This window comes from Aeromonas sp. FDAARGOS 1418 (assembly GCF_019048585.1).
Classification (GTDB): domain Bacteria; phylum Pseudomonadota; class Gammaproteobacteria; order Enterobacterales; family Aeromonadaceae; genus Aeromonas; species Aeromonas caviae.
Map to the genome: position 1 here is coordinate 4361838 of NZ_CP077387.1, position 22681 is coordinate 4384518.

The 22681-nt window shown below is 62.2% G+C and carries 19 protein-coding genes and 14 tRNA genes; 13 read left to right on the forward strand and 20 right to left on the reverse strand.

Translation table 11 applies throughout. From position 1 onward, the window contains the following. Positions 1-255: 255 nt before the first annotated feature. The 6 genes from I6L48_RS20355 to gltX all read right to left on the reverse strand — a co-directional run bounded on the left by I6L48_RS20355 (position 256) and on the right by gltX (position 2735). Positions 256-331, reverse strand: a tRNA-Ala gene (locus tag I6L48_RS20355). A 34-nt stretch (positions 332-365) separates the two neighbouring features. Continuing rightward, positions 366-441, reverse strand: a tRNA-Ala gene (locus tag I6L48_RS20360). A gap of 48 nt (positions 442-489) precedes the next feature. Then, positions 490-565: transfer RNA gene (locus tag I6L48_RS20365), tRNA-Ala, on the reverse strand. Positions 566-628: 63 nt separating this feature from the next. Beyond that, positions 629-704, reverse strand: a tRNA-Ala gene (locus I6L48_RS20370). Between the two features lie 28 nt (positions 705-732). Next, a tRNA-Ala gene (locus I6L48_RS20375) sits at positions 733-808 on the reverse strand. 511 nt (positions 809-1319) lie between these two features. After that, complete coding sequence (gene gltX / locus I6L48_RS20380) at positions 1320-2735, reverse strand: glutamate--tRNA ligase (protein WP_113068904.1); 1416 nt, start codon at positions 2733-2735, stop codon at positions 1320-1322. Positions 2736-2998: 263 nt separating this feature from the next. Here gltX and I6L48_RS20385 point away from each other — a divergent pair, with 263 nt between their 5' ends. From I6L48_RS20385 to I6L48_RS20395, 3 genes are all read left to right on the forward strand, one after another. After that, positions 2999-5101 (forward strand): methyl-accepting chemotaxis protein, encoded by a 2103-nt coding sequence (locus I6L48_RS20385; RefSeq protein ID WP_113068905.1) that lies wholly within the window; start codon positions 2999-3001, stop codon positions 5099-5101. A 99-nt stretch (positions 5102-5200) separates the two neighbouring features. Further along, positions 5201-5860: a LysM-like peptidoglycan-binding domain-containing protein gene (locus I6L48_RS20390; protein WP_010675484.1), complete on the forward strand. Its 660-nt coding sequence runs from the start codon at positions 5201-5203 to the stop codon at positions 5858-5860. Positions 5861-6153: 293 nt separating this feature from the next. Further along, positions 6154-6363, forward strand: a complete 210-nt coding sequence (locus I6L48_RS20395; RefSeq protein WP_005297820.1) for a cold-shock protein — start codon at positions 6154-6156, stop codon at positions 6361-6363. Between the two features lie 702 nt (positions 6364-7065). Here I6L48_RS20395 and I6L48_RS20400 read toward each other — a convergent pair. The 8 genes from I6L48_RS20400 to orn form a co-directional block, all read right to left on the reverse strand. Continuing rightward, positions 7066-7141, reverse strand: a tRNA-Gly gene (locus tag I6L48_RS20400). A gap of 24 nt (positions 7142-7165) precedes the next feature. Beyond that, a tRNA-Gly gene (locus I6L48_RS20405) sits at positions 7166-7241 on the reverse strand. 38 nt (positions 7242-7279) lie between these two features. Further along, a tRNA-Gly gene (locus I6L48_RS20410) sits at positions 7280-7355 on the reverse strand. A 24-nt stretch (positions 7356-7379) separates the two neighbouring features. Next, a tRNA-Gly gene (locus I6L48_RS20415) sits at positions 7380-7455 on the reverse strand. A gap of 113 nt (positions 7456-7568) precedes the next feature. Further along, positions 7569-7644 (reverse strand) — tRNA-Gly (locus I6L48_RS20420). 32 nt (positions 7645-7676) lie between these two features. Next, positions 7677-7752 (reverse strand) — tRNA-Gly (locus I6L48_RS20425). A 25-nt stretch (positions 7753-7777) separates the two neighbouring features. Then, positions 7778-7853 (reverse strand) — tRNA-Gly (locus I6L48_RS20430). Positions 7854-8030: 177 nt separating this feature from the next. Beyond that, entirely contained in the window at positions 8031-8576 is a 546-nt protein-coding gene (orn, locus tag I6L48_RS20435; RefSeq protein WP_042014296.1) for an oligoribonuclease, read from the reverse strand. 91 nt (positions 8577-8667) lie between these two features. Between orn and rsgA the strand changes: the two genes are divergently transcribed. From rsgA to I6L48_RS20460, 5 genes are read left to right on the forward strand one after another with little or no spacing between them, the layout of a single operon-like run. Continuing rightward, the gene (rsgA, locus tag I6L48_RS20440) at positions 8668-9702 is read left to right on the forward strand and encodes a small ribosomal subunit biogenesis GTPase RsgA (RefSeq protein ID WP_039040203.1); all 1035 of its coding nucleotides are present in this window, start codon (positions 8668-8670) and stop codon (positions 9700-9702) included. Positions 9703-9731: 29 nt separating this feature from the next. Continuing rightward, positions 9732-10604, forward strand: coding sequence for an archaetidylserine decarboxylase (gene asd / locus I6L48_RS20445; RefSeq protein ID WP_039040204.1), 873 nt, complete (start codon positions 9732-9734; stop codon positions 10602-10604). Beyond that, a complete protein-coding gene (locus tag I6L48_RS20450; protein ID WP_113068906.1) occupies positions 10601-10849 on the forward strand; it encodes a VF530 family DNA-binding protein in 249 nt (82 codons plus the stop codon). The genes asd and I6L48_RS20450 overlap by 4 nt, the downstream gene beginning before the upstream one ends. A gap of 4 nt (positions 10850-10853) precedes the next feature. Next, positions 10854-11105 carry a DUF2960 domain-containing protein gene (locus I6L48_RS20455; protein WP_010675489.1) on the forward strand — a complete coding sequence of 84 codons (252 nt, stop codon included), beginning with the start codon at positions 10854-10856 and terminating at the stop codon, positions 11103-11105. Between the two features lie 2 nt (positions 11106-11107). Further along, complete coding sequence (locus I6L48_RS20460; protein ID WP_216987652.1) at positions 11108-11509, forward strand: hypothetical protein; 402 nt, start codon at positions 11108-11110, stop codon at positions 11507-11509. 100 nt (positions 11510-11609) lie between these two features. On the opposite strand, the gene I6L48_RS20465 is transcribed toward I6L48_RS20460, so the two are convergent. Beyond that, the gene (locus tag I6L48_RS20465) at positions 11610-12104 is read right to left on the reverse strand and encodes a hypothetical protein (protein WP_029314787.1); all 495 of its coding nucleotides are present in this window, start codon (positions 12102-12104) and stop codon (positions 11610-11612) included. 166 nt (positions 12105-12270) lie between these two features. Here I6L48_RS20465 and I6L48_RS20470 point away from each other — a divergent pair, with 166 nt between their 5' ends. Next, complete coding sequence (locus tag I6L48_RS20470; RefSeq protein WP_039040163.1) at positions 12271-14244, forward strand: EAL domain-containing protein; 1974 nt, start codon at positions 12271-12273, stop codon at positions 14242-14244. 68 nt (positions 14245-14312) lie between these two features. Here I6L48_RS20470 and rraB read toward each other — a convergent pair whose 3' ends face one another. After that, positions 14313-14648, reverse strand: coding sequence for a ribonuclease E inhibitor RraB (gene rraB, locus I6L48_RS20475; protein WP_010675493.1), 336 nt, complete (start codon positions 14646-14648; stop codon positions 14313-14315). A 380-nt stretch (positions 14649-15028) separates the two neighbouring features. Here rraB and I6L48_RS20480 point away from each other — a divergent pair. Beyond that, positions 15029-15104, forward strand: a tRNA-Phe gene (locus I6L48_RS20480). 5 nt (positions 15105-15109) lie between these two features. Then, positions 15110-15185 (forward strand) — tRNA-Asn (locus I6L48_RS20485). A gap of 64 nt (positions 15186-15249) precedes the next feature. Here the strand turns inward: I6L48_RS20485 and I6L48_RS20490 are convergent. Both I6L48_RS20490 and I6L48_RS20930 read right to left on the reverse strand, forming a co-directional pair. Next, on the reverse strand, positions 15250-15471 hold the full coding sequence (locus I6L48_RS20490; RefSeq protein WP_010675494.1) for a hypothetical protein: 222 nt from the start codon (positions 15469-15471) through the stop codon (positions 15250-15252). A gap of 154 nt (positions 15472-15625) precedes the next feature. Continuing rightward, positions 15626-15760, reverse strand: a complete 135-nt coding sequence (locus I6L48_RS20930; protein WP_080560565.1) for a hypothetical protein — start codon at positions 15758-15760, stop codon at positions 15626-15628. 236 nt (positions 15761-15996) lie between these two features. Here I6L48_RS20930 and I6L48_RS20495 point away from each other — a divergent pair, with 236 nt between their 5' ends. Both I6L48_RS20495 and I6L48_RS20500 read left to right on the forward strand, forming a co-directional pair. Beyond that, positions 15997-17274: an alpha/beta hydrolase gene (locus I6L48_RS20495; protein ID WP_124812697.1), complete on the forward strand. Its 1278-nt coding sequence runs from the start codon at positions 15997-15999 to the stop codon at positions 17272-17274. Between the two features lie 97 nt (positions 17275-17371). Continuing rightward, complete coding sequence (locus I6L48_RS20500) at positions 17372-20932, forward strand: ATP-binding cassette domain-containing protein (protein WP_201922242.1); 3561 nt, start codon at positions 17372-17374, stop codon at positions 20930-20932. A gap of 55 nt (positions 20933-20987) precedes the next feature. Here I6L48_RS20500 and I6L48_RS20505 read toward each other — a convergent pair whose 3' ends face one another. Together I6L48_RS20505 and I6L48_RS20510 are read right to left on the reverse strand one after the other, a co-directional pair. Beyond that, positions 20988-21194: a YgdI/YgdR family lipoprotein gene (locus I6L48_RS20505; RefSeq protein ID WP_048207004.1), complete on the reverse strand. Its 207-nt coding sequence runs from the start codon at positions 21192-21194 to the stop codon at positions 20988-20990. A 183-nt stretch (positions 21195-21377) separates the two neighbouring features. Then, positions 21378-22670, reverse strand: coding sequence for a sulfurtransferase (locus I6L48_RS20510; protein ID WP_216987653.1), 1293 nt, complete (start codon positions 22668-22670; stop codon positions 21378-21380). Positions 22671-22681 lie beyond the last annotated feature (11 nt).

Here is a 22681-nt window from a genome sequence, read left to right on the forward strand (position 1 = left end):
GCAGGCTGCCGAACGAACCAATCGCCACGCGGCAGAGGATGGCATCGTGCAGCCCGCGCCGTGGCCATGGCGGCATCGGCGCCAATCTCCACCCTCACCCCCGTCAGCGGCGGCCAGGACCGCTGATGCCCTCGCGGACAGGGTGAAACGCCATTTGCCAGACAAATGCAAAGGGCGAGATCATGGGAAATCCAAATGACAGGCAAACAAAAAGGCCACCGCGATGCGGTGGCCTTGGTGCTTTCTTGCGAAAGATGGTGGAGCTACGCGGGATCGAACCGCGGACCTCTTGCATGCCATGCAAGCGCTCTCCCAGCTGAGCTATAACCCCGATGTGTGTGAGTGACACTGAATCACTCTGAATTTGGTGGAGCTACGCGGGATCGAACCGCGGACCTCTTGCATGCCATGCAAGCGCTCTCCCAGCTGAGCTATAACCCCAAATTCGGTACTCAATGAATGGTTCTGGCGGCCATTCATCCTCAATAATGGTGGAGCTACGCGGGATCGAACCGCGGACCTCTTGCATGCCATGCAAGCGCTCTCCCAGCTGAGCTATAACCCCACAAAGGTCGGCCTGGGTGATACACACCGCACTGCCCTGGGTACTTCATGTCAATCGGGAACCTGGTGGAGCTACGCGGGATCGAACCGCGGACCTCTTGCATGCCATGCAAGCGCTCTCCCAGCTGAGCTATAACCCCTTGGATTCCAGATTGTTCGAGGAGAATTTGGTGGAGCTACGCGGGATCGAACCGCGGACCTCTTGCATGCCATGCAAGCGCTCTCCCAGCTGAGCTATAACCCCAACTCACCTCGGCGCTACCAAAGTTATCTCTGGCAACGGAGGCGCATGATAGGCATCACCCGCTTTGCTGTCAACCCAAAATTCTCGCCCGCTGGAGCGTTTAGTCAAAATTCAGGCAGTTAGCTGTTTTTACCGCCAACCTCGTCGCTATGTCGCTGTTTTACGTCGCAAATCCGCTTGAGGCCAAAATACGAAGGGCCCCCGTCAGGGAGCCCTTTTCATGCCATGGCCGATGTTTATTCAGCGGCCATGCGCGCTTCGATATACGCCAAAGCGCGGTCGATACGAGCGAGGCGCTCCTTGCCCACCAGCGCCATCACGGCGTCGGCGATGCCAAGGGACTGACCCGTACCGGCGCTCTGAATTACTCGGCGGCCATCCGCGCGTCGGTATACGTCAAAGCGCGGTCGATACGGGCGAGGACCCGCTCCTTGCCCACCAGCGCCATCACGGCATCGATGGCGGGGGAGAGATTACCCCAGACCGGTGACGGCAATGTGCGACGGCAAGCTTACTCGGCGGCCATGCGCGCTTCGATATACGCCAGGGCGCGATCGATACGGGCGAGGACACGCTCCTTGCCCACCAGCGCCATCACGGCATCGATGGCAGGAGACTGGCCCAGACCGGTGACGGCCACACGCAGCGGCATGCCGACTTTGCCCATGCCCTGACCCAGCTCGGCAGCGGTCGCTTCAATCAGCTCGTGCAGCGCTTCGGTAGTCCAGCTATCCAGGGCAGCCAGCTTGGTTTTGGCCAGAGCCAGCGGCTCGGCAGCCACGCCGCGCAGGTGCTTCTTGGCTGCGGCTTCGTCGATGGCTTCGTACTCTTCGAACAGATAGCGGCTCTGGGCAGCCATCTCGACCAGGGTGTTGCAGCGCTCGGCCAGCAGGGTGACCACGTCGGCCAGCGCCGGGCCATTGCTGGTGTCGATCTGCTGGTGTTCCATGTGCCATGCCAGATGCTTGGCAACATAAGTCGGATCCAGGCTGCGCATGTAGTGGTTGTTCAGCCACAGCAGCTTGTCGGTGTTGAAGGCGGAGGCAGACTTGGAGATGGCATCCAGGCTGAACAGCTTGATCATCTCGTCGAGGCTGAAGATCTCCTGATCCCCGTGGGACCAGCCCAGACGCACCAGATAGTTCAGCAGCGCTTCCGGCAGATAGCCGTCATCGCGGTACTGCATCACGGAGACTGCACCGTGGCGCTTGGAGAGCTTGGCGCCGTCGTCACCCAGGATCATGGAGACGTGGGCAAACTCCGGTACCGGCGCGTTCAGGGCCTTGTAGATGTTGATCTGGCGCGGGGTGTTGTTGATGTGGTCTTCCCCACGCACCACGTGGGTGATCTCCATGTCCCAGTCATCGACTACAACACAGAAGTTGTAGGTCGGCGCACCGTCGGTACGGCGAATGATCAGATCGTCCAGCTCGGTGTTGGCGAACTCGATGCGGCCACGGACGTGGTCATCGAACACCACGGACCCTTCGGTCGGGTTGCGGAAGCGGATCACGTGGGGCGCATCGGCCGGGTGATCGTGGGCGTGGTCGCGGCACTTGCCGTCATAGCGGGGCTTCTCGCCGTTGGCCATCTGGCCTTCGCGCAGCGCTTCCAGCCGCTCCTTGGAGCAGTAGCACTTGTAGGCGCGGCCGTCAGCCAGCATCTCGTCGATGAGGCCGTTGTAGCGATCAAAGCGCTTGGTCTGGTAGTAGGGGCCCTCATCCCAGTTCAGCTCCAGCCATTCCATGCCCTCAATGATGGCGTCGATGGCCTCCTGAGTGGAACGTTCCAGATCGGTATCCTCGATACGCAGCACAAACTCACCGCCCTGGTTCTTTGCAAACAACCAGGAATAGAGTGCGGTACGGGCACCGCCGACATGCAAAAAGCCGGTCGGGCTGGGAGCAAAACGGGTTTTGACTTTCATCTTTAAGCCTTGTGTAGAGGGCCTTGGGCCAATTCGTTAAAAAAACCGTCGCATTTTAGCACCGACAATGACGGATGGGAAAACCATGGCGAGGCAGAGGGGAAAATAGGGTCTATTCCCGCAAAAACCGCTGTTTTAGAGTGATGTCTCAGAATTTTCCCTTTTTTCCCGCTTAGCTAGGCAAGGTCGCTGGAGAGATCTCCCGCACAGCCGATACTTCAGTCACCCCGTCAACGAACCCTCAACGATACAAGGAACGCGCGATGCAGTTTCGTTCTATCCAGAATCGTATCCTGGTACTGGCCGGTGTCGCCATGACCACGGCCCTGGTCATCCTGATCCTGCTCAACCAGTATTCAGGCCGGCAGACCCAGCAGCTCACCATCGACTCCAGCCGCGCCGCCCTGCAACAGGAGGCGTGGCAGAAGGTGAGCGCCAACGCCCGTGCCGAGGCCGCCACCATCACCCAGCTGCTGCAAAAGGGGCTCTCCTACACCCAGCAGATGGCCAGCGTCTTCGCCCGCCAGCAGGAGGGCAAGCTGCCGCTGGATCGCCAGCAAGCCACCGACCTGCTCAAGGCCCAGCTTGCTTTGGAGCCTCAGCTCTATGGCGCCTTCGCGGGATTCGAGCCCAACGGCTTCGACGGCCAGGACGAAAGCTTCGCCGGCCAGAGCGCGCTCGGCAGTGACGACAAGGGGCGCTTCGTTCCCTATTTCTATCGCGACAAGGAGAGCATAGGCACCGACCTGCTGCTCTCCATCGAGAAGAGCGATCCGGACGAGTTCGGCAACCCGGCCAACGACTACTACGCCTGCCCGAAACGGGAGGGGCGCCCCTGCCTCATCGACCCCTTCAAGGTGGACATCAACGGCCAGCAGGTGCTGGTGAGCACCATCACCACCCCCATCCTGGTGGATGGCCAGTTCAAGGGCATCGCCGCGCTGGATCTGGCGGTGGATTCCATCAGCCGCCAGGCCCAGTCCCTCAACAGCAACATCTATGACGGCAAGGGGGAAACCTTGATCGTCAGCGCCGCCGGCGTCATCACCGGTACCAGCGGCGACGCCAGCCTGCTCGGCAGCCGCGCCGACAAGGTGCTCGGCAACGGCTGGCAGCAGTACCTCAAACCGGACGTGCAGCGCCAGGAGCTCACCGACGCGTTTCGCATCTCGGTGCCCATCGCAGTGCCCGGCATGGCCCGCAACTGGGCCATCATCGTCACCCTGCCCTACAAGGTGGTGCTGGCAGGAGCGGACGAGCTGGCACGCCAGCTCACCGACATGAACCGCGCCGCCATGACCCAGCAGCTCATCGGTGCCCTGCTGGTGCTGGTGCTGGCCCTTGGCACCATGCTGGTCATTGCCCGCAGCATCACGGGCCCCATCCGCCAGATGGTGAGCCTGGTGGATGACATCGCCGACGGCGACGGGGATCTCACCAAGCGCCTGGAGAGCCGCTCCCGGGACGAGCTGGGGGCCCTGGCCCGGGGCATCAATCGCTTCATCGACAAGCTGCAGGCCCTGCTCGGGGATGTGCAGAAGACCGCGAGCGAGGTCCATCGCCACGCCGGGGATACCGATCGCATCGCAGGCCAGACCGACAGCAACCTGCAGCATCATCAGGCGGAGATGGAGCAGATGCTGACCGCAGTGCAGGAGATGTCCTATGTCAGCCAGGAAGTGGCCACCCACGCCAACAACACCGCCGACTCCGCCAAGCAGGCCCAGGGCGCGGCGGACGAGGGCAAGGTACGCTTCCAGCGGGTGATCCACTCCATGCACAAGGTGGCCGCCGAGGCGGGCAAGGGAGCCGAGGTGGTGGAAGGGCTGGCTCACGACAGCGAGCAGATCACCAGCATCCTCACCGTCATCCAGGGGATCGCCGATCAGACCAACCTGCTGGCACTCAACGCCGCCATCGAGGCGGCCCGGGCCGGGGAGCAGGGGCGCGGTTTTGCGGTGGTGGCCGACGAGGTGCGCAAGCTGGCGGGCAACACCCAGCAGGCGGTGCAGAATACCCAGGAGCTGATCGACAAGATCCGCCACAGCTCCACCAACGCGGTCAACGCCATCCAGCAAAGCCAGCAGCTGACCCATCAGGCGGTGGGGGAAGCGGATCAGGCGGAGGCGGCCCTCGGCAGCATCTTCCAGGCCATCGCCACCATCAACGACATGACCTACCAGATCGCCTCCGCCGCCGAGGAGCAGAGCTCGGTTTCCGAGACCGTCTCCGGCAATCTGTCAAAAACCAGCGCACTGGCCAACGACATCGCCAGGGACGCCACCAGCACGGCCAACGCCAGTCAGGCCTTGCGTCAGGCGGCGGAACGTTTGCAGCAATTGTTGGGTCAGTTTCGTCTCAGCTGATAATTTTCATGCTCCGGACTCTCCCCCTCGGGGGCGAGTCCGTTTACCATAGGCGGCATATTTGCCTGATGGCAGGCAATGTAGTGAGAGGTAAATGCCGTGCCCACCCCGGACCGTCGCCCACGTGGCCATAACAGACGAGCCCAGCAGCGTCGCCAAGACGAATCACAAGGAACCCTGCTCCAACGTATCAACGCGGCTACCCTGCCCCTGCGCCAGCGTCTCGGCCAGGGTATGAGTGGCCTGGGTCAGCGCAACAAGGAGCCGAAGGCGGCCTCGTTCAAGCTGGCAAGCCCCCTGCCCCGCAAACACACCATAGGGTTGCTGGTGCTGATCCCGCTCTGGCTGCTGGTGCTGGCCTGGGAGCCCGCTCCCGCCGCCCCGACCACAGCGCCGTCAGGCTCTCTGGCGGTCCCCCTGGCCGTGCCGGCCCAGGCCCTGACCGTCGGCAACGCCGGTGAGCCCCAGGCCGCCAAGCCCGTCGAGGAAAAAGTGGATGGCACCTGGTTGCAGCACGACGTGCAGGCCGGTGAAACCCTCTACTCCATCTTCCGCAAGTTCGAGCTGCCGGGGGCCGAGCTCAGCCGGCTCATCGCCATCGAAGGGCCTGACAGGCCGCTGACCCGGCTGCAGTCGGGCAAGTCGGTGTTCATCCTGGTGGACACCAGCCGCCGCATCCAGCGAGTCGAGGTCCGCTCTCTCGGTCAGGTCAGCTACCGCTACGACCGCCAGGGGGAAGGGTTCGCCCTCAAGGAATAAGGGGCTTGACCACCCCCCTTATGTAGACGGGAGGCCATGGCCTCCCGTTTTTTTTGATGTGAAGCATGAAACAAGCTGCTGACTTCACAATACTTTTAGCTCGCTCAAAAAATGAAAAGTGCCAAATTGACAAGGGATCGGGCTCCAGTACAATCGGTCAGGCTTTAGACAGGGATTGTGCTACATGCTACTGGGACAAAGAGACGTGGTCAGTCATGCTTCAACCCCTGACTTCCAGGCAAATGCTGCCCAACCAGGCTTAGTTTCATTTTGTTATAGATAGGACTTACCACATGTCTGACATTCGCACCGGCCAAGTAAAATGGTTCAACGAAACCAAGGGTTTTGGTTTCATCGAGCAATCCCAGGGACCGGACGTTTTCGTTCACTTCTCCTCCATCCAGAGCGCAGGTTTCAAGACCCTGGCTGAAGGTCAAAAAGTCCAGTTCACTGTGACCCAGGGCAAAAAAGGCCCTCAGGCCGAGAACGTCACCGTTATCTGAGCCAGCGCCAGTGAACCCGTAGGAGGAGCCATCGCCCCTCCTATTTTTTTGCCCGCGATTTCCCCTCCCCGATCGGCAGAGATCTTGCCGGGCTTGCCATCCCCACCTGCAAGCCGTTTATGGCCGCCACCAGCCGCCATAAATCAAAATTATGAGTTTTGGTTAAATGCCCCGGTTTTAACTTATAGCGAGCCACTGTCTGTCATTCAGGCCCTGCCAAGCCTGTTAGCCGACCGCAAAGGGTTGTGCCCGATCTCCGGGAGGCTATTAGCAAGCAATACATCTTGGTCTTATGACTTGGGATGTGCGGGGAAGAGAGAAAGCAGGCAAACGCCGGATACGACAAATCATCGCGGCGCGATGTGATGGGCAATTCAAAGGGATTATGAGGACGTCGAAGAGAGATTGGAGCGGGAAACGAGACTCGAACTCGCGACCCCAGCCTTGGCAAGCGCGGATCATGCTCTACCAACAGGACGCGGCAGTGATGGTACTGAGAAACTGGATTCGTGTACTTGGGGGAGAGATTGAATTCGAAGGGTTCGAAGAGAGATTGGAGCGGGAAACGAGACTCGAACTCGCGACCCCGACCTTGGCAAGCGCGGATCATGCTCTACCAACAGGACGCGGCAGTGATGGTACTGAGAAACTGGATTCGTGTACTTGGGGGAGAGATTGAGTTCGAAGGGTTCGAAGAGAGATTGGAGCGGGAAACGAGACTCGAACTCGCGACCCCGACCTTGGCAAGGTCGTGCTCTACCAACTGAGCTATTCCCGCAACAGGATGTCATCTGCAAGTGATTGGAGCGGGAAACGAGACTCGAACTCGCGACCCCGACCTTGGCAAGGTCGTGCTCTACCAACTGAGCTATTCCCGCAACGGAATATCACTTACACATATCTACTGGACACTGTTTGGAGCGGGAAACGAGACTCGAACTCGCGACCCCGACCTTGGCAAGGTCGTGCTCTACCAACTGAGCTATTCCCGCAACAGAATGTCATCTGCAAGTGATTGGAGCGGGAAACGAGACTCGAACTCGCGACCCCGACCTTGGCAAGGTCGTGCTCTACCAACTGAGCTATTCCCGCATCGGAATATCACTTACATATTTTGGAGCCAGCAACGATATTCGCGCTCGCTACCCCGACCTTGGCAAGCACTGAACATGCTCTACCAACGCGGTGACTCCGGCACTGCATATTGGAGCGGGAAACGAGACTCGAACTCGCGACCCCGACCTTGGCAAGGTCGTGCTCTACCAACTGAGCTATTCCCGCAACATGGATTGTCTTGAGGCTGTGCTGATGATTGGAGCGGGAAACGAGACTCGAACTCGCGACCCCGACCTTGGCAAGGTCGTGCTCTACCAACTGAGCTATTCCCGCATCGGAACGTCATCAGCAAACATTTTGGAGCGGGAAACGAGACTCGAACTCGCGACCCCGACCTTGGCAAGGTCGTGCTCTACCAACTGAGCTATTCCCGCAAAACCTGAAAACAGACCGTACAGCATTTGGTTGCTTGCGCTACTGTACGGGAGCCGAATTATAAGAGCAGACATTCCAATTGCAAGGGCTTTTTTGTCTGGCTGCAGCCGTTCGCTCAAAAGCTGGCCGAACTGCTGATTTTAGCAACCGAACGACGGCAAACCCTTGCCAGCCACTCAGATTTTGAAGACGTGGGCGCGGTAGAACTGCAGTTCGGCAATGGATTCGCGGATATCGTCCAGCGCCTGGTGGGAGCCGCTCTTCTTGAACTGATCCAGCAGTTCAGGCTGCCAACGACGGACCAGCTCCTTGATGGTGCTGACGTCCACGTTGCGGTAATGAAAGAAGGCTTCCAGATCGCTCATGTGCTTGACCATGAAGCGGCGATCCTGGCCGATGCTGTTGCCGCACAGGGGGCTGGTGCGCTCCGGCACCCACTGGCGAATGAAGGCGAGGGTCTCGGCAACGGCCTTGGCCTCGTCGTATTCACTCGCCTTGACCCGGGCCACCAGCCCGCTCTTGGTGTGGGTGTTGACGTTCCAGTCATCCATCTTGCCCAGCTCTTCCTCGCTCTGGTGGATGGCGATGACCGGCCCTTCGGCCAGCACGTTCAGGTCCTTGTCGGTGACGATGGTGGCGATCTCCAGTACCACGTTCTCTTCGGGGTCCAGACCCGTCATCTCCATGTCGATCCATACCAGGTTCTGCGCACTGACTGTCATGATTGCTCTCTCTATTGGGAGGAATGGCGGAATTTTGCCAATTTGCATGTATCATACTGGCTTTGAATCTGTTCATAAACTGGCAAACCCCGTGGCAAAGAAAGCAAAACTCAATCTGGGTCAACAAAGGCGCGTCCAGGCCAACCGCGAGCGGCGGCTGCAAAAAGAGCACACCACAGTGGTAGATGACACCCTGTTCGGCCCCGCCATCGAAGGGGTGGTGATCAGCCGTTTCGGCCAGCACGCGGATGTCGAGGCGAGCGATGGTGCCATCCACCGCAGCAACCTGCGGCGCAGCAGTATCAGCAGCCTGGTGTGCGGCGACAAGGTGGTGTGGCGCCCCGGCCTCAATGCCGCGACTGCCGGCGTCATCGAGGCGGTTCATCCGCGCCACTCGGTGCTGACCCGGCCGGACTTCTACGACGGGGTCAAACCCATCGCCGCCAACATCGACCAGATCATCATCGTCTCCGCGGTGATGCCCGAGTTCTCCACCAACATCGTCGACCGCTACCTGGTGGCGGCAGAAGATGTGGAGATAGCGCCCCTCATCGTGCTGAACAAGGTCGACATGCTCGATGACGCGGCCCGCGCCCGTATCGAGCACCAGCTCGAGACCTACCGCAAGCTCGGTTACGAGGTGCTGCTGGTGAGCTGCGAGAGCGGTGAGGGCATCGACGCCCTCAAGGCGGCGCTCACCGACAAGATCAGCATCTTCGTGGGCCAGTCCGGGGTGGGCAAGTCGTCCCTCACCAACGCCCTGATGCCGGGGCTGGACGTGCTCACCGGCGAGATCTCCGAGAACTCGGGGCTCGGTCAGCACACCACCACCACGGCGCGGCTCTACCACTTCCCGAGCGGCGGCGATCTCATCGACTCCCCCGGGATCCGCGAGTTCGCCCTCTGGCACCTGGAAGCCGACCGCATCACCTGGTGCTTCGTCGAATTTCGCGACTACCTGGGTGGCTGCAAGTTTCGCGACTGTACCCACAAGGATGATCCCGGCTGCGCCCTGCGCGCCGCGGTCGAAGCGGGCGCCATCAGCGCCGATCGCTTCCACAACTACCACCGCATCCTGGAAACCATGCAGGAAGCCCGCCACGGTCGCCAACAGGCGCGGCTGTGACCCGTTCAACTCATTCCCAGATGAAGATCATGAGCATCACTGACAACCTGAAAATTGCCGGTCAATACTGCCTGCCCAAACACGCCCTCTCCCGCCTGGTGGGCAAACTTGCCGCCGCCGAAGCGGGCAACCTCACCACCAGGGTGATCGAGGCCTTTATCAAGCAGTACCAGGTCGACATGAGCGAGGCGCTGCACGAGAGCCCGGCCCACTACAAGAGCTTCAACGCCTTCTTCACTCGCGAGCTCAAGCCCGGCATCCGCCCCGTGGTGGAAGACGCCATGACCCTGGCCCTGCCGGTGGATGGCACCGTCAGCCAGCTCGGGCCCATCAGCCAAGGTCGCATCATCCAGGCCAAGGGCCACGACTACAGCGCCCGCGAGCTGCTGGGGGGCTATGAGGATCTGGTGGCCCCGTTCAAGGATGGCGACTTCGCTACCATCTATCTGGCACCCAAGGATTACCACCGCATCCACATGCCGCTGGACGGCGTGCTGGAGAGCATGGTGTTCGTGCCGGGGGATCTCTTCTCCGTCAACCCCCTCACGGCCGAGAACGTGCCCAACCTGTTTGCCCGCAACGAGCGGGTGGTGGCCACCTTCCGTACTCCCCACGGCCCCATGGCCCTGGTGCTGGTCGGTGCCACTATCGTGGCCAGCATCGAAACCATCTGGGCCGGCAACATAGCGCCAACCAAAGAGAAGAAGGTGGTGCGCTGGGACTACACCGGCGATGAAGCCATCACCCTGCAAAAGGGGGCCGAGATGGGTCTGTTCAAGCTGGGCAGCACAGTCGTCTGCCTGTTTGGCCCGGGCATGCTGGCCGGTTTCGAGCCGCACCTGGCCAACGGGGTCACCACCCGCATGGGTCAGCCCTTTGCCACCCTGGCGGCGCAAGCATGAGCGATCAACCCGCTTCCCAGAAGAACAACCCGCTGCACGGGCTGACCCTGGAGGCCATGGTCACAGCCCTGGTCGCGCACTATGGCTGGGAAGCGCTGGGGCAGCAGATCAATATCCGCTGCTTCACCGATAATCCCAGCATCAAGTCCAGCCTGAAGTTCTTGCGCAAGACCCCCTGGGCCAGAGAGAAGGTCGAAAGCCTCTATCTGTACGTCCAGCGCAAGCAGGCCAAAGAGAAGGAGTGACGCCATGGCGTTCAAGATTACCTACACCTACAAGAAGCAGGCCAGGGAGATTGGCTACGCCAACGACAAGTTCAACAGCATCTATGATGCCGTTGCCGCCGCCGAGGGGATCGATCTGACCCGCTTCCACGCCATGGAAGAGCAGCTGGCCCAGGTGTGCCGCCGCGACAAGAAGAGCGTGAAGGATTACCGGGAGAACTACTTCAAGGAGCTGGGCTTCTCCAACATCGTCATCGAACGGGACGCCAAGGAGTAAGCATGCGCACCCTGACCCTGATGGCGGCCACCCTGCTGCTGGCCGCCTGCAACACGACACCGAAGGAGCCCCTGGTCGGCGCGGATCGCGACGAACATGGCTGCATCGGCAGCGCGGGCTATCAATGGTCGGCGCTGGCAGGCCAGTGCGTGCGTCTGTTCGAGCAGGGCATTCGCCTCAACCCGACCGATGCCGGTCAGACCGTCAGCGCTTTCGTGCTGTTCAATGCCGATCAGAATCAGGCCGAGCTGACCCTGCCAGAGGGCGAGCCGATCCGGCTGATCCGCCAGGGCGAAGAGGGCAACTGGTCCTGGCAGGGCGGCGGCTATCAGCTCTTCCCCTGGAAGGGGTATGTGCTCAAGTCCGGCGACCATGTGCTCTATCACGGCGATCTGACCCCCTGATCCTCTGGCTTCGTCCCTCCCCCCACGCCCTGATGGGCGCAGAGCAGGCATAAAAAAACCCCGTTGCACGCAACGGGGTTTTTCATGATACCCGGCAGGATCAGTTGCCGAGGGTGGAGAACAGGCTCTGTTCCAGGCTGCCGCGGGAGACGCACACCGGGGTGATGGAGGGAGCCAGTACCCGCTCGCCGGAGGACTCGACGAAGTAGAGCTGGGTATTGCCCTTGACGTTCACGGTGGCGACGCTGTTGTTGCCGCTCTGGGTGATGATCAGGTTGATCTGCAGGTTGGGGTTGCCCAGCGCCACCTTGGACCCCATGGTGCCGCAATCCAGCCACTCCAGACCATCGGCCGAGTTTTCCACGTTGGCGGTCATCAGACCGGCACCACGCTGGCTGTTCTCGATGTTCAGGCCGTGATCGCCGAACCACTTCTCGGCACGGGCCCACACCAGATCCACCGGGATCGCCATCTCCTGGGTGTTGTTGGTTGCCTTGGCAACCGGCGGGGTATAGCGATACTGCTCGCCGCCGTTGTTGTCGCTCGCACAACCCACCATCAACAGGGCCAGGGCGCCCCCCATTATCTTCTTCATGCTGCTTCTCTCATCCATAAGGCCATAGGCCGACCGGCGGCTATTATGGCGATCGCGACACAGGCTGTCAGCAGGGATCCGCACAAATGGCGTACTCTTAACCCAGGCTTTACAAAACCCACCTGTTATCATAGATTTGCTCGAAGTCTCCCCCGTGAGTGCTCTCGTGACTTCTTCGCTCTCCCTGGCGCTGCTGCAGCAGATCATCGACCAGTTACCCATGAATATCTTCTGCCGGGACAAGCACGGACGGTACCTGTTTGCCAACAAGGCATTCGCCAGGGAAGCCGGCCTGCAAGACCCGAGCGAACTCATTGGCAAGAGCGATGCCGAGATGCCCTGGGGGGATGTATTCCGGGAGGAAGATGACCGCCTGCTGGCCGACGGCAAACCCCTGCTGCACCAGCAGCTCCATTGCCACAGCGGCGAAGGCGCCAGCTGGATGGAGATCAACAAGGTTCCCCTGTATGACGAGCACGGCGACCCCATCGCCCTGTTTGCCATGGTCAGCGCCATCGATCAGCGCAAGGAGCTGGAGCAAACCTTCCGCCAGCAGCAGTTGCTGCAACGCCGCCTGCTGGATGCCATTCCCGACCTCATCCGTCTCGAGGATCACCAGGGCGTGCTCATCGACTGCAACCAGGCCTTTCTCGACTTCATGGGGCTGGTGGCAAGCGAGGCTCTGGGTCGGCGCGTCCCGCCCCGGCTGCCCGTCGAACAAACCCTGGGTCAGGGGGAGTATTGCGTGGTGGATGCCCAGGGCAGAGGCCGCCATCTGGAGGTCACCCGGGTCGAGGTGCCGGATGACGAGGGCAACTCCCTCGGCATCCTTACCCTGAGCCGCGACATCACCGGGCTGCGCACCACCCAGGCCCAGTTGCAGCAGGAGCAGCACTACGACAGCCTGACCGGCCTGCTCAAGCTCTCCCACTTCCTGCAGACCAGCCGTCATCTGGGGGCCCGCAAGGCCAGCCTGCTGCTGGTGGATCTGCAACATTTTCGCGAGATCAACGATCGCTTCGGCATACGGGTCGCCGACCGCCTGCTGAGCCAGGTGGCCCGCCGCCTGCAACGACTGGCGCCGCCCCAGTCCCTGCTCTGTCGGGTCGCGGCGGATGACTTCGCCCTGCTGCTGCCCGAGCTCCCCCTCTCTCTGGATGCGTGGAGCCGCAACCTGCAGCAGGAGCTGATGACGCCCTATCAGGTCGAGGAGCACAGGATCCAGATCCCGGTGTTCCTCGGCATCGCCCATGGCAAGGCCAAGGATGCCGAGCGTCTGCTGAGCCACGCCGAGGCCGCCCTGGCCCAGGGCAAGCGCCAGCAGCAGCACTGTACCCTGTTCGACCCCGCACTCGATGCCAAGCTCAAACGCCGCCAGCTCATCGCCGCCCAGTTGCCACTCGCCATCAAGTCCGCCGAACTGACCGCCGTCTACCAGCCCATCATCTGCACCCACAGCAACCGGCTGCACGGTGCTGAGCTGCTCTGCCGCTGGCCCCATCCCGAATTCGGCATGATCTCCCCCGACGAGTTCATTCCGCTGGCGGAGGAGCTGGGGCTCATCGGCCAGCTCGGCCAGCTGATGCTGGAGCTCGGCTGTGCCCAGCTTGCCCGCTGGCAGGTGGCGGCCCCGGATCTGGTGCTCTCCATCAACCTCTCGCCCCTGCAGTTCCGCGATCCCGAGCTCTGCCCGCAGATCTTCGACTGCATCGCGCGCCACGGGCTCGCCCCCTGGCAACTGGAGCTGGAGATCACCGAAGGGGTGCTGATGGAGAATGCCGACGAGATAGAGAGCAACCTGGCCAGCCTCATCGAGGCGGGCTTCCAGCTCGCCATCGACGACTTCGGCACCGGCTACTGCTCCCTCGCCTATCTTCCCAGGCTGCAGGTGGCGACCCTCAAGCTCGACAAAAGCTTCACCCAGGGGCTGGCCACCAACCAGGCCACCACCGCCATCGTGCGTTCCGTCATCGGGTTGGGCCATGAGCTTGGCATCAAGATCACCGCCGAAGGGGTGGAGACACCGGAGCAGCAGGCCTGGCTGGTGCAGGTCGGTTGCGATCGGCTGCAAGGCTATCTGTTCAGTCGCCCCCTCCCACCGGCCGACTTTGCCCGCAGCTACCAGCTGCCGGAGCAGTAAGCCAGCAACAACAAGGCCACCCGAGGGTGGCCTTGTTGTTTTTGCAAAGCGTGCATGATCTGGCGCACTTACTCCTGGAAGTAGGTGCCCCAGCCGTCGTAGTCCACCCCGTATTTCTCGAGGATGGGCAGCATCTTCTCGATGTCGGCGACGATGGTGTCGATGTCCAGCTTGCACTCCACCATGGCGTCGAAACAGAAGATGGTGGCGCCGTCGTCCAGCTCCATCTCCTCGGCGTCGGTCACTTCGAAACCGGCCTTGAACAGATCGACCGCCGCCTTCTCCAGCAGATCGAACTTCTGGCAGGCAAAGTGGTGCTCAATCTCGTAATCCAGATCCGGGTTGCTGCCATCGGCCAGCAGCTCGTTGACGATGGCGGCGGTCTCTTCGCGCCACTCTTGCATATTGGTATTCATATAAACCCCAGGCGGTGTTGGATGGATGTCACCCCTGCCAGCCGCGTCGGCCCGGACCATGGCCAGGGGATGAGTGCGGCAAAGCATACCCGCAGAGCGCGGCAGGCTCAATCGATGGGCCAAGATAACTGGCGCCTCTTCCGTCTTGGCGCCAACGGGCAGCCCTCGGTACGTCAGGCAGCCCGCCATCCTTCATGATGTTCTGCTGGCTGCTGGGCGCCCTTTCCCACAGGCGCCCCTCTTTTCATGGCAAAAACGGGGAAACTGGCCCAATCACAGGAAGATTGCTCGGATATCGAGCGAACGGTACATCAATCTGCGGCCTGTGGTTGACACCTCAGTCCAGAAAGGGTTTAATGCGCGCCGTTGCCCAGATAGCTCAGTCGGTAGAGCAGGGGATTGAAAATCCCCGTGTCGGCGGTTCGATTCCGTCTCTGGGCACCAACTATTCCTCCTTAGTTCAGTCGGTAGAACGGCGGACTGTTAATCCGTATGTCACTGGTTCAAGTCCAGTAGGAGGAGCCAAATTCGAAAGGCCCGCTCAGATGAGCGGGCCTTTTTGCATCTGTCATTTACTCACATGCCGGGGCTAGTAGTGGTTTTCGTCCCCATGCCATACGTGTCCGGCCGAGCAGGCCCGGGCGACTTCGTGGCAGGGGTCGTCCGCATGGCGGCGGAAGAAGTGCTGATCCTGTTGCAGCAGGAGCGAACTCATCGAGTGGCTCATGCCAGCCAGTGCCTCGCCGGCGGTCAATCCTGCAACCCGGTGATCTGTGGCCAAATGAGCCAGGACTTTTTCACGACTGTTCATGATCGCCTCCCTCTGTGGATCCGGTCGTAAATTGACCATAGCAGCCGTACTCTGCATACCGCAAACCCGCGTCAGCAAAGGGCTACAGGCAGGTCCCGACCTTCTGCTCCGGCATGAAAAAACCCGCTCATGACAAGCGGTCTGTTTCACTCAGCTAACCGCCGTTGCAGGCCGCCAGCAACAGAGTGGCACCACAGGTGGCGCTGAACACCAGCAAACCCACCTGCAGCACCCCCTCCGGATCCCTCTGTGTGCGTCTCTTGCGAACACGTATCCATCTCGGCTTCATCGAGCCAACTCCATCCAGTTTCCTGCACCCGGGGTGCTGACCTATCCCTGCCCGTCCCGGCAGGCGGCTCATCTTTGTCCAGTTGCAGCCCGCCGTCAACAGCGGCGAAACCACACCTTGTACGGCACCGACCTCAGACTCCATCTCTGTTAACAATCTGGAAAACTGGCGTGACCCGCTCCTGCGCCAGGGCTATGATGAGGCCGACGATTTTCCTACCCTCAGGGAGACCCCAGATGAGCAGCCCCTTGCACTATGTGCTGGATGGCATCCATTGCGAGCCACACTTTTTTACCGTGCCCCTCGACCACCAGCATCCCGACGAGGAGGCGACCCTCACCCTGTTTGGCCGCACCCTCTGCCGCAAGGACAAGCTGGATGATGACCTGCCCTGGCTGCTCTATCTGCAGGGGGGCCCGGGGTTTGGCGCACCTCGCCCGACCGCCGATGGCGGCTGGATCAAGCGGGCCCTGCAGGAGTTTCGGGTGCTGCTGCTCGATCAGCGCGGCACCGGCCACTCCACCCCCATCAGTGCTGACGCCCTGGCGGGGATGACCCCAAGTGAGCAGGCGGACTACCTCGGCCATTTTCGCGCCGACAGCATAGTGCGCGACGCCGAGTACGTTCGCGAGGTGCTGAGCCCGGGGCGCCCCTGGAGCCTGCTCGGCCAGAGTTTCGGTGGCTTTTGCAGCCTCACCTACCTCTCGTTGTTCCCGCGGAGCCTGCACGAGGTCTACCTCACCGGCGGGGTGGCACCCATCGGGCGCAGTGCGGATGAGGTCTACCGCGCCACCTACCAGCGGGTGGCGGACAAGAACCGCGCCTTCTTCACCCGCTTCCCCCATGCCCAGGCCCTGGCCAACCGGCTGGCCAACCACCTGCACCACCACGACGTGCGCCTGCCCAACGGCCAGCGCCTGACGGTGGAGCAGTTGCAGCAGCAGGGGCTGGATCTGGGGGCCAGCGGCGCCTTCGAGGCACTTTACTACCTGCTGGAAGACGCCTTCATCGGCGAACGCCTCAACCCCGCCTTCCTCTATCAGGTGCAGGCCATGCAGCCGTTCAACACCAACCCGGTGTTCGCCATCCTGCACGAGCTCATCTATTGCGAAGGGAGTGCCAGCAACTGGGCGGCCGAGCGGGTGAGAAGGGAGTTCCCTGCCCTGGCCTGGGCGCCAGGCCAAGATTTCGCCTTTACCGGCGAGATGATCTTCCCCTGGATGTTCGAGCAGTTCCGCGAGCTCATTCCCCTGAAGGAGGCCGCCCACCTGCTTGCCCAGAAAGCGGACTGGGGTCCCCTCTACGACCCGGCGCAGCTGGCCCGCAACACTGTGCCGGTGGCCTGCGCCGTCTATGCCGAGGACATGTACGTGGAGTTTGACTACAGCCGCGACACCCTGAAGGGGCTTGGCAACAGCCGCGCCTGGATCACCAACGAGTACGAACACAACGGCCTGCGGGTCGATGGCGAGCGGATCCTGGATCGGCTCATCCGCATGAACAGGGATCGCTGATCCCGCCGGGCGCACGCCCGCAGCAAGACAACAAGTTCGAGGGCGGCCCATGAGCCGCCCCGCCCATGGAAGCAACACAAAACAACAAGGACACCCATTGGATCATCCGGAAATCTCGGCCGGCTGGCTGAGTCGCCTCTTCTATCGCTGGACCGGCCCGCTGCTGCGCAAGGGGCTGACCCAGCCCCAGGTCAGTCTCGACGATCTCTATCCCCTGCTGCCGGAAGACAGGCGCGACGGCCGCGCCGACGCCTTCCTCGCGCTCACCGCCCGCCAGCCGGTGCACCCCTGGCCCCTGACCGCCTTTATCTGGCGCCATTACAAGGGACGGATTGGCCTGCTCACCCTGCTGCAACTGCTCGGTATGCTCGCCACCCTGACCAGCCCCTGGCTGCTCAATCACAGCATGACCCAGCTCGGCACCGATGCCACCACCGGCCACAAGCTGCTGCTGGCCCTGGCCCTGTTCGCCTCCGTGCTCGCCGCCGGCATGCTGGCGGAGCACTCCTTGCAACTGGCCCTCAAGATGCACGTGCCCATCCGCCGTCTGCTGGCCGAATCCCTGCTCGCCAAGGTGATGAAGCAGGGTGGCAAGAGCTTCGACGACAGGGCCGGCGGCCGGGTTCAGAACCTCATCAACCGGGACGTGTGGGACATTACTTGGATCCTGGCTGACCCCGCCATGCCGATCACCATGGCGCTGCAACTCATCGGCACCATCGCCCTGCTGGTGTGGCAGGTGGGCAGTGCCGGTCTGGTGGGCTTCGCGGTGCTGGCCCTGCTGCTGCTCATCTCCACCCGGGTAGTACGGCGCATGAACCAGCAGGAGCAGCAGCTCAAGCGCCAGCAGGATGAGCGCAACGGCATCCTGGCGGAATACATCAAGAAGCTGAGGCTGGTACGCCAGAACGGGCTTGGCCCCTTCTTTACCCGGGCGGCCAACACCAAGCGCCAGCAGGAATTGGGGGTGCTGGGCCGGGTGCTCAGGCTCGATGCCATCAACGAAGGGCTGATGCTGAGCACTCCCCTGCTGGTGACCCTGGCCACCTTCACCACCTACCTGGCGTCGGGCAACACCCTCACCCTGCCCCAGGTGTTCACCACCATCGCCCTGTTTACCGTGCTGCGCATCCCCATGATGCGACTGCCCTACCTCATCCGCACCCTGATCAACTTCAACACCGGCTTCAACCGGCTGTGCGAGTTCCTGAACAGCCCGGAGCAGCACCGGGAACTCGATGATCCCGCCCTGCCAGCGGGGGCCCTCCACCTGGAAGGCGTCAGTGCCCTGCACCAGCAAAAACCGGTGCTCGAGGGAGCCAACCTCGCCATCGCACCGGGGGAGCTCGTGGGGATCACCGGGGCCACCGGGGCGGGCAAGAGCTGCCTGCTGCATCTGGTTGCTGGCTTTGACAGCGAGTTTGCCGGCAGCATCCGTCGCCACGGCCGGGTTGCCCATCTGGGCCACAAGCCCTGGCTGATGAACGACACCATCCGCAACAACATCCTGTTCGGCCAGCCCTGGCACGCCGAGCGCTATCGCTGGGTGCTCGGCGCCTGCGCCCTCACGGCCGATCTCGCGCTGCTCAGCCACGGGGATCAAACCCTGGTGGGGGAGCTCGGCACCCGCCTCTCCGGCGGCCAGCAGCAGCGGGTCGCCCTGGCTCGCGCCCTCTACGCCCGGGCCGATATCCTGCTGCTGGACAACCCCTTGTCTGCGCTCGACCCCATGGTCGCGGCCCAGGTACTGGAGCAGGGGCTCGCCTTCAAGCCGGGGCCGACCCGGCTGCTGGTGAGCCACGACCCGGATGTGCTGGCCAGGTGCGATCGGGTGATCCGCATCGAGCAGGGGCGCCTGGTGGAGCTCGATGCCCACCAGTTGGCGGATCTTGTCCAGCATCCCCAGCCCGCCCCGCCGGTGCCCCCTCAGGAGGCGGAGCAGTTCAGCGAGGAGAAAGTGGTGGAGGGCAAGGTGGACTGGGGGCTGTTTGGCTTCATGTGGCAGCGCCTCGCCGCCCCCGGAGCCATCCTGCTCGTCCTGCTGCTCACCCTGGGCCAGGAGGGGCTGCGCATCGCCTCGGATCTCTGGCTCGGCGGCAAGGCCGAGGTGAGCGACGTCACGACCCTGCTCGGCATCTATGTGCTGCTGGGGGCGGGCTCCCTCGCCTGCATCATGGCGGTGCGAGTCATCAACTACAAACTCGGCCTCAAGCTGGCCTGGACCCTGTTTGACGGCATGCTGGGGCGCATCAGCCGCGCCCCCATGGCCTTCTTCGACAAGGTGCCCCAGGGGCGCATCCTCAACCGCTTCGACCGGGATCTGGGGGAGGCGCAAGAGATGCTGCTCTCCATGCTGGTGGGACTGTTCGGCATGCTGGTGTCCGTGGCCTTGCAGGTGGTGGTGATCGGCATCAATATTCCCCTGCTGCTGCTCATCGCCCCCCTGGTGGGATGGGCACTCTATGTGTTGCAGCGCCGCTACCGGGCGGTGCAACTCAAGCTGCGGCGCCAGTCCTCGGTGCTGCGCTCCCCGCTCTACATCAGCATCAGCGAGACCATCCGCGGCGCCCCCGCCCTGCGCCTGGCAGGGGTCGAGCGTTTCGCGCTGGACCAGGTGCTGCACCACTATGACAACAACCTGCGCAGCTGGTACACCACCACCTCCATCAACCGCTGGCTCGGCATGCACCAGACCCTGCTCTCCGCCGCCCTGGTGGGGGCCGTGGCACTCATGGTGGCCTTTGGCAACAGCCCGCTGCTGGGGGCTGTTGCCATCACCTATGCCTTTACCGCTTCCGCCATGCTCAACTCCCTCATCCGCACCTTTGCCGAAGTGGAACAGGTGATGAACGCGGTAGAGCGGGTGCGTGAATACAGCGAAATAGAGAGCGAGCGCCAGGAGGGAGAGGCACTCGCCACCCCTCACCCCGCAGTGCGCTTCGACAACCTAGGGCTGCGCTACCCCCAGACCAGCCAGTGGGCACTGCACAGGGTGAACTTCGAGCTGGCCCCAGGTGAAAAGGTGGGTGTGTGCGGGCGTACCGGGGCAGGCAAAAGCTCCCTGCTGGGGGTATTGCAGGCCATGTATCCCGCCTCCCAGGGGGAGATCTTCTACGGCAATCAGCCACTGTCACGACTTGCACCGGAGGCGGTGCGCGATCTCTACGATACCGTCTCCCAGATCCCGCTCACCTTCTTCGGTACTCTGCGGGCCAACCTGGCGCCCCTGACCGAGCATGAGGACGCCATGCTTGAGCAGGCGCTTGCCCGGGTGGGGCTGGCCGAGCGCTGCGCCGGACGGCTGGACGAGGATCTCGACAGGCTGCAACTCTCCGCTGGCGAGACCCAGTTGCTGGTGATCGCCCGCATCCTGCTGTCGCGCCGCCCGCTCATCGTGCTGGACGAGGCCACCTCGGACCTCGATCACGGCGGCATGCGCAAGATGGCGGAGCTGCTCTACCGCTACCGGCCGGAGGCCAGCTATCTGGTGATCGCCCACCATCTGGAACCGCTCTTGTCGGTGGACAAGGTAGTGGTGATGGAGGCCGGCACCGTGGTGGAGCAGGGTTCGCCGGTGAGCCTGCTGGCCAACTCCCACTCCCGCTTCCACCAGCTTTTTGCCGGCCAGGTCAACCGTCAGGTGCCCCAGACGGCATGAGCACCAACAATAACAAGGGCTGCCCGCGGGCAGCCCTTGTTGCTTGCAAAGAGCCTCAACGCTCCATGATCTGGGTGATGTCGTCCTTGTTGATATGCACCTCCCGCCCCTCTTCATCGTAATAGCGATACATGCCAGTGCTCTCGTCCAACCTGGGTTTGCTGTCGGTGGCAATCATCTTGCCATCCTTGGTGCTCATGATGTATTGGGAGCTACACCCCGCCAATCCCAACAGACAAACCAGCATCATCACAGCTTTCATCACTCTCCCCTTCTTCACGCTCACCCTGGCGGTGATAGGTGAAGCCTAGCTCAACCGGATGGCCCGTTTACCTTGATTGCAGCAACAGGATTCACAGAAAGAATCCACCTGCTATAGCCATTGAAAATGATCTATCAAGAAAAGAAAGACCGGACATCTGTCCGGCCTGCTCTGGATTATTAGTTACTTGCCCGGCTTGCGCTCGCCGGTGACGGTGGGATTGGCCGGATCCATGCTCCACTCGAACCATCCGCCATCGTAGACGCTGATCCGCTTCCAGTCCATCAACCAGGCGTAGAAGAACGCCTCGGAGGCGCGCCAGCCGGTGCCGCAGTAGAAAGCGGCCTGCTGGGTCGGCTCGATATTCCACTCATCCCACATGGCAAGGATCTCGCGGGCGGGCTTCATGGTGCCGTCCGGGTTGTGGAAGTCGCTCATGCTGTTGGCATCCACCCCGCCATGACCCCATCTGGCCCCGGGAATGTCCCCCTTGGGCTTGATGTAGCTGTAGCCCGAGGTATTGCCCACGAACTCGTCCCTGGTGCGCACGCTGACCAGGGCGCCGTCCGGCTGCTTGAGCAGGGCCTTGGCCTGGTCAAGGGTGGTGTAGTACTCGGGATGGGCCGGGATGGCCACGCCAAACTCCTTGGCCGGGGTGAACTTGTTGGCCAGCCCGGTCTCGGTGCGCAGATGCTGCACGAACCAGGCCTCCAGCCCGCCATCCAGCAGCCGCACATCCTCGACCCCCGCATACATCATCAGATGGGCCGCACGGGCCGCCGCCATGGTGTTGCGGCCATAGAGGATGACGGTGGTGTCATGACGGATGCCGTTCTCCAGCAGCAGCGCCTTGAGCGCCTCGTCAGAGACCTTGTTCCACAGCGGCTCCCCTTCCAGCCGGTTGGTATCGATGTAGCCGGCTCCCGGAATGTGGCTCAGCAGATAGGCCTTGGGGGATCCCCAGTCCACCTCGAACACCTTCCACTCCCCCTTGGGGGCGGCGATGACCGGCTTGCCTGCCTGCAAGTCTGCCAGCCAGAGCGGATGGACCAGCTGCTGCCAGCGTGCCAGGTGCTCCCGGGGCGCCTCTTTCCATCCCTGCAGCTCGAACAGCTGCTTGATGCCCTGCTGGCGCAGCAGACGGGCCACCTCGGCCACCTCGCGAGGGGTGCCATAGAGGGCGACGGGTTTGTCGGCCTTCAGCCCCTTGCTCGCGAGTGCCGCAGGCCACTCCTCGTCACTGTATTTCCACTCTGCGGAGAGCAGCTCGGCACCGGCCACATGGCCCCCCTGCTTCTCCCCGTCCATGGGCCAGCCCTGGTAGAAATAGCTCGGGCGGGTATCCAGGATCACCGCCTCCTTGCCCTTGGCATCCGCCAGGGAGAGCGGGGGCAGCTCGGCGGCCAGCGCGGGCCAGGCACACCAGAGCAGCAAGGCGGTCAGGCAGCTTCGCCACAGTCCAGTCATTCGTTTCATGATGTCGTCTC

What these genes read in the sequence shown, in the direction of transcription:
- gltX (WP_113068904.1), bottom strand. Translation starts at nt 2,735, where the DNA reads ATGAAAGTCAAAACCCGTTTTGCTCCCAGCCCGACCGGCTTTTTGCAT.
- I6L48_RS20385 (WP_113068905.1), top strand. Translation starts at nt 2,999, where the DNA reads ATGCAGTTTCGTTCTATCCAGAATCGTATCCTGGTACTGGCCGGTGTC.
- I6L48_RS20395 (WP_005297820.1), top strand. Translation starts at nt 6,154, where the DNA reads ATGTCTGACATTCGCACCGGCCAAGTAAAATGGTTCAACGAAACCAAG.
- orn (WP_042014296.1), bottom strand. Translation starts at nt 8,576, where the DNA reads ATGACAGTCAGTGCGCAGAACCTGGTATGGATCGACATGGAGATGACG.
- asd (WP_039040204.1), top strand. Translation starts at nt 9,732, where the DNA reads ATGAGCATCACTGACAACCTGAAAATTGCCGGTCAATACTGCCTGCCC.
- I6L48_RS20450 (WP_113068906.1), top strand. Translation starts at nt 10,601, where the DNA reads ATGAGCGATCAACCCGCTTCCCAGAAGAACAACCCGCTGCACGGGCTG.
- I6L48_RS20455 (WP_010675489.1), top strand. Translation starts at nt 10,854, where the DNA reads ATGGCGTTCAAGATTACCTACACCTACAAGAAGCAGGCCAGGGAGATT.
- I6L48_RS20460 (WP_216987652.1), top strand. Translation starts at nt 11,108, where the DNA reads ATGCGCACCCTGACCCTGATGGCGGCCACCCTGCTGCTGGCCGCCTGC.
- I6L48_RS20465 (WP_029314787.1), bottom strand. Translation starts at nt 12,104, where the DNA reads ATGAAGAAGATAATGGGGGGCGCCCTGGCCCTGTTGATGGTGGGTTGT.
- rraB (WP_010675493.1), bottom strand. Translation starts at nt 14,648, where the DNA reads ATGCAAGAGTGGCGCGAAGAGACCGCCGCCATCGTCAACGAGCTGCTG.
- I6L48_RS20490 (WP_010675494.1), bottom strand. Translation starts at nt 15,471, where the DNA reads ATGAACAGTCGTGAAAAAGTCCTGGCTCATTTGGCCACAGATCACCGG.
- I6L48_RS20930 (WP_080560565.1), bottom strand. Translation starts at nt 15,760, where the DNA reads ATGAAGCCGAGATGGATACGTGTTCGCAAGAGACGCACACAGAGGGAT.
- I6L48_RS20495 (WP_124812697.1), top strand. Translation starts at nt 15,997, where the DNA reads ATGAGCAGCCCCTTGCACTATGTGCTGGATGGCATCCATTGCGAGCCA.
- I6L48_RS20505 (WP_048207004.1), bottom strand. Translation starts at nt 21,194, where the DNA reads ATGAAAGCTGTGATGATGCTGGTTTGTCTGTTGGGATTGGCGGGGTGT.
- I6L48_RS20510 (WP_216987653.1), bottom strand. Translation starts at nt 22,670, where the DNA reads ATGAAACGAATGACTGGACTGTGGCGAAGCTGCCTGACCGCCTTGCTG.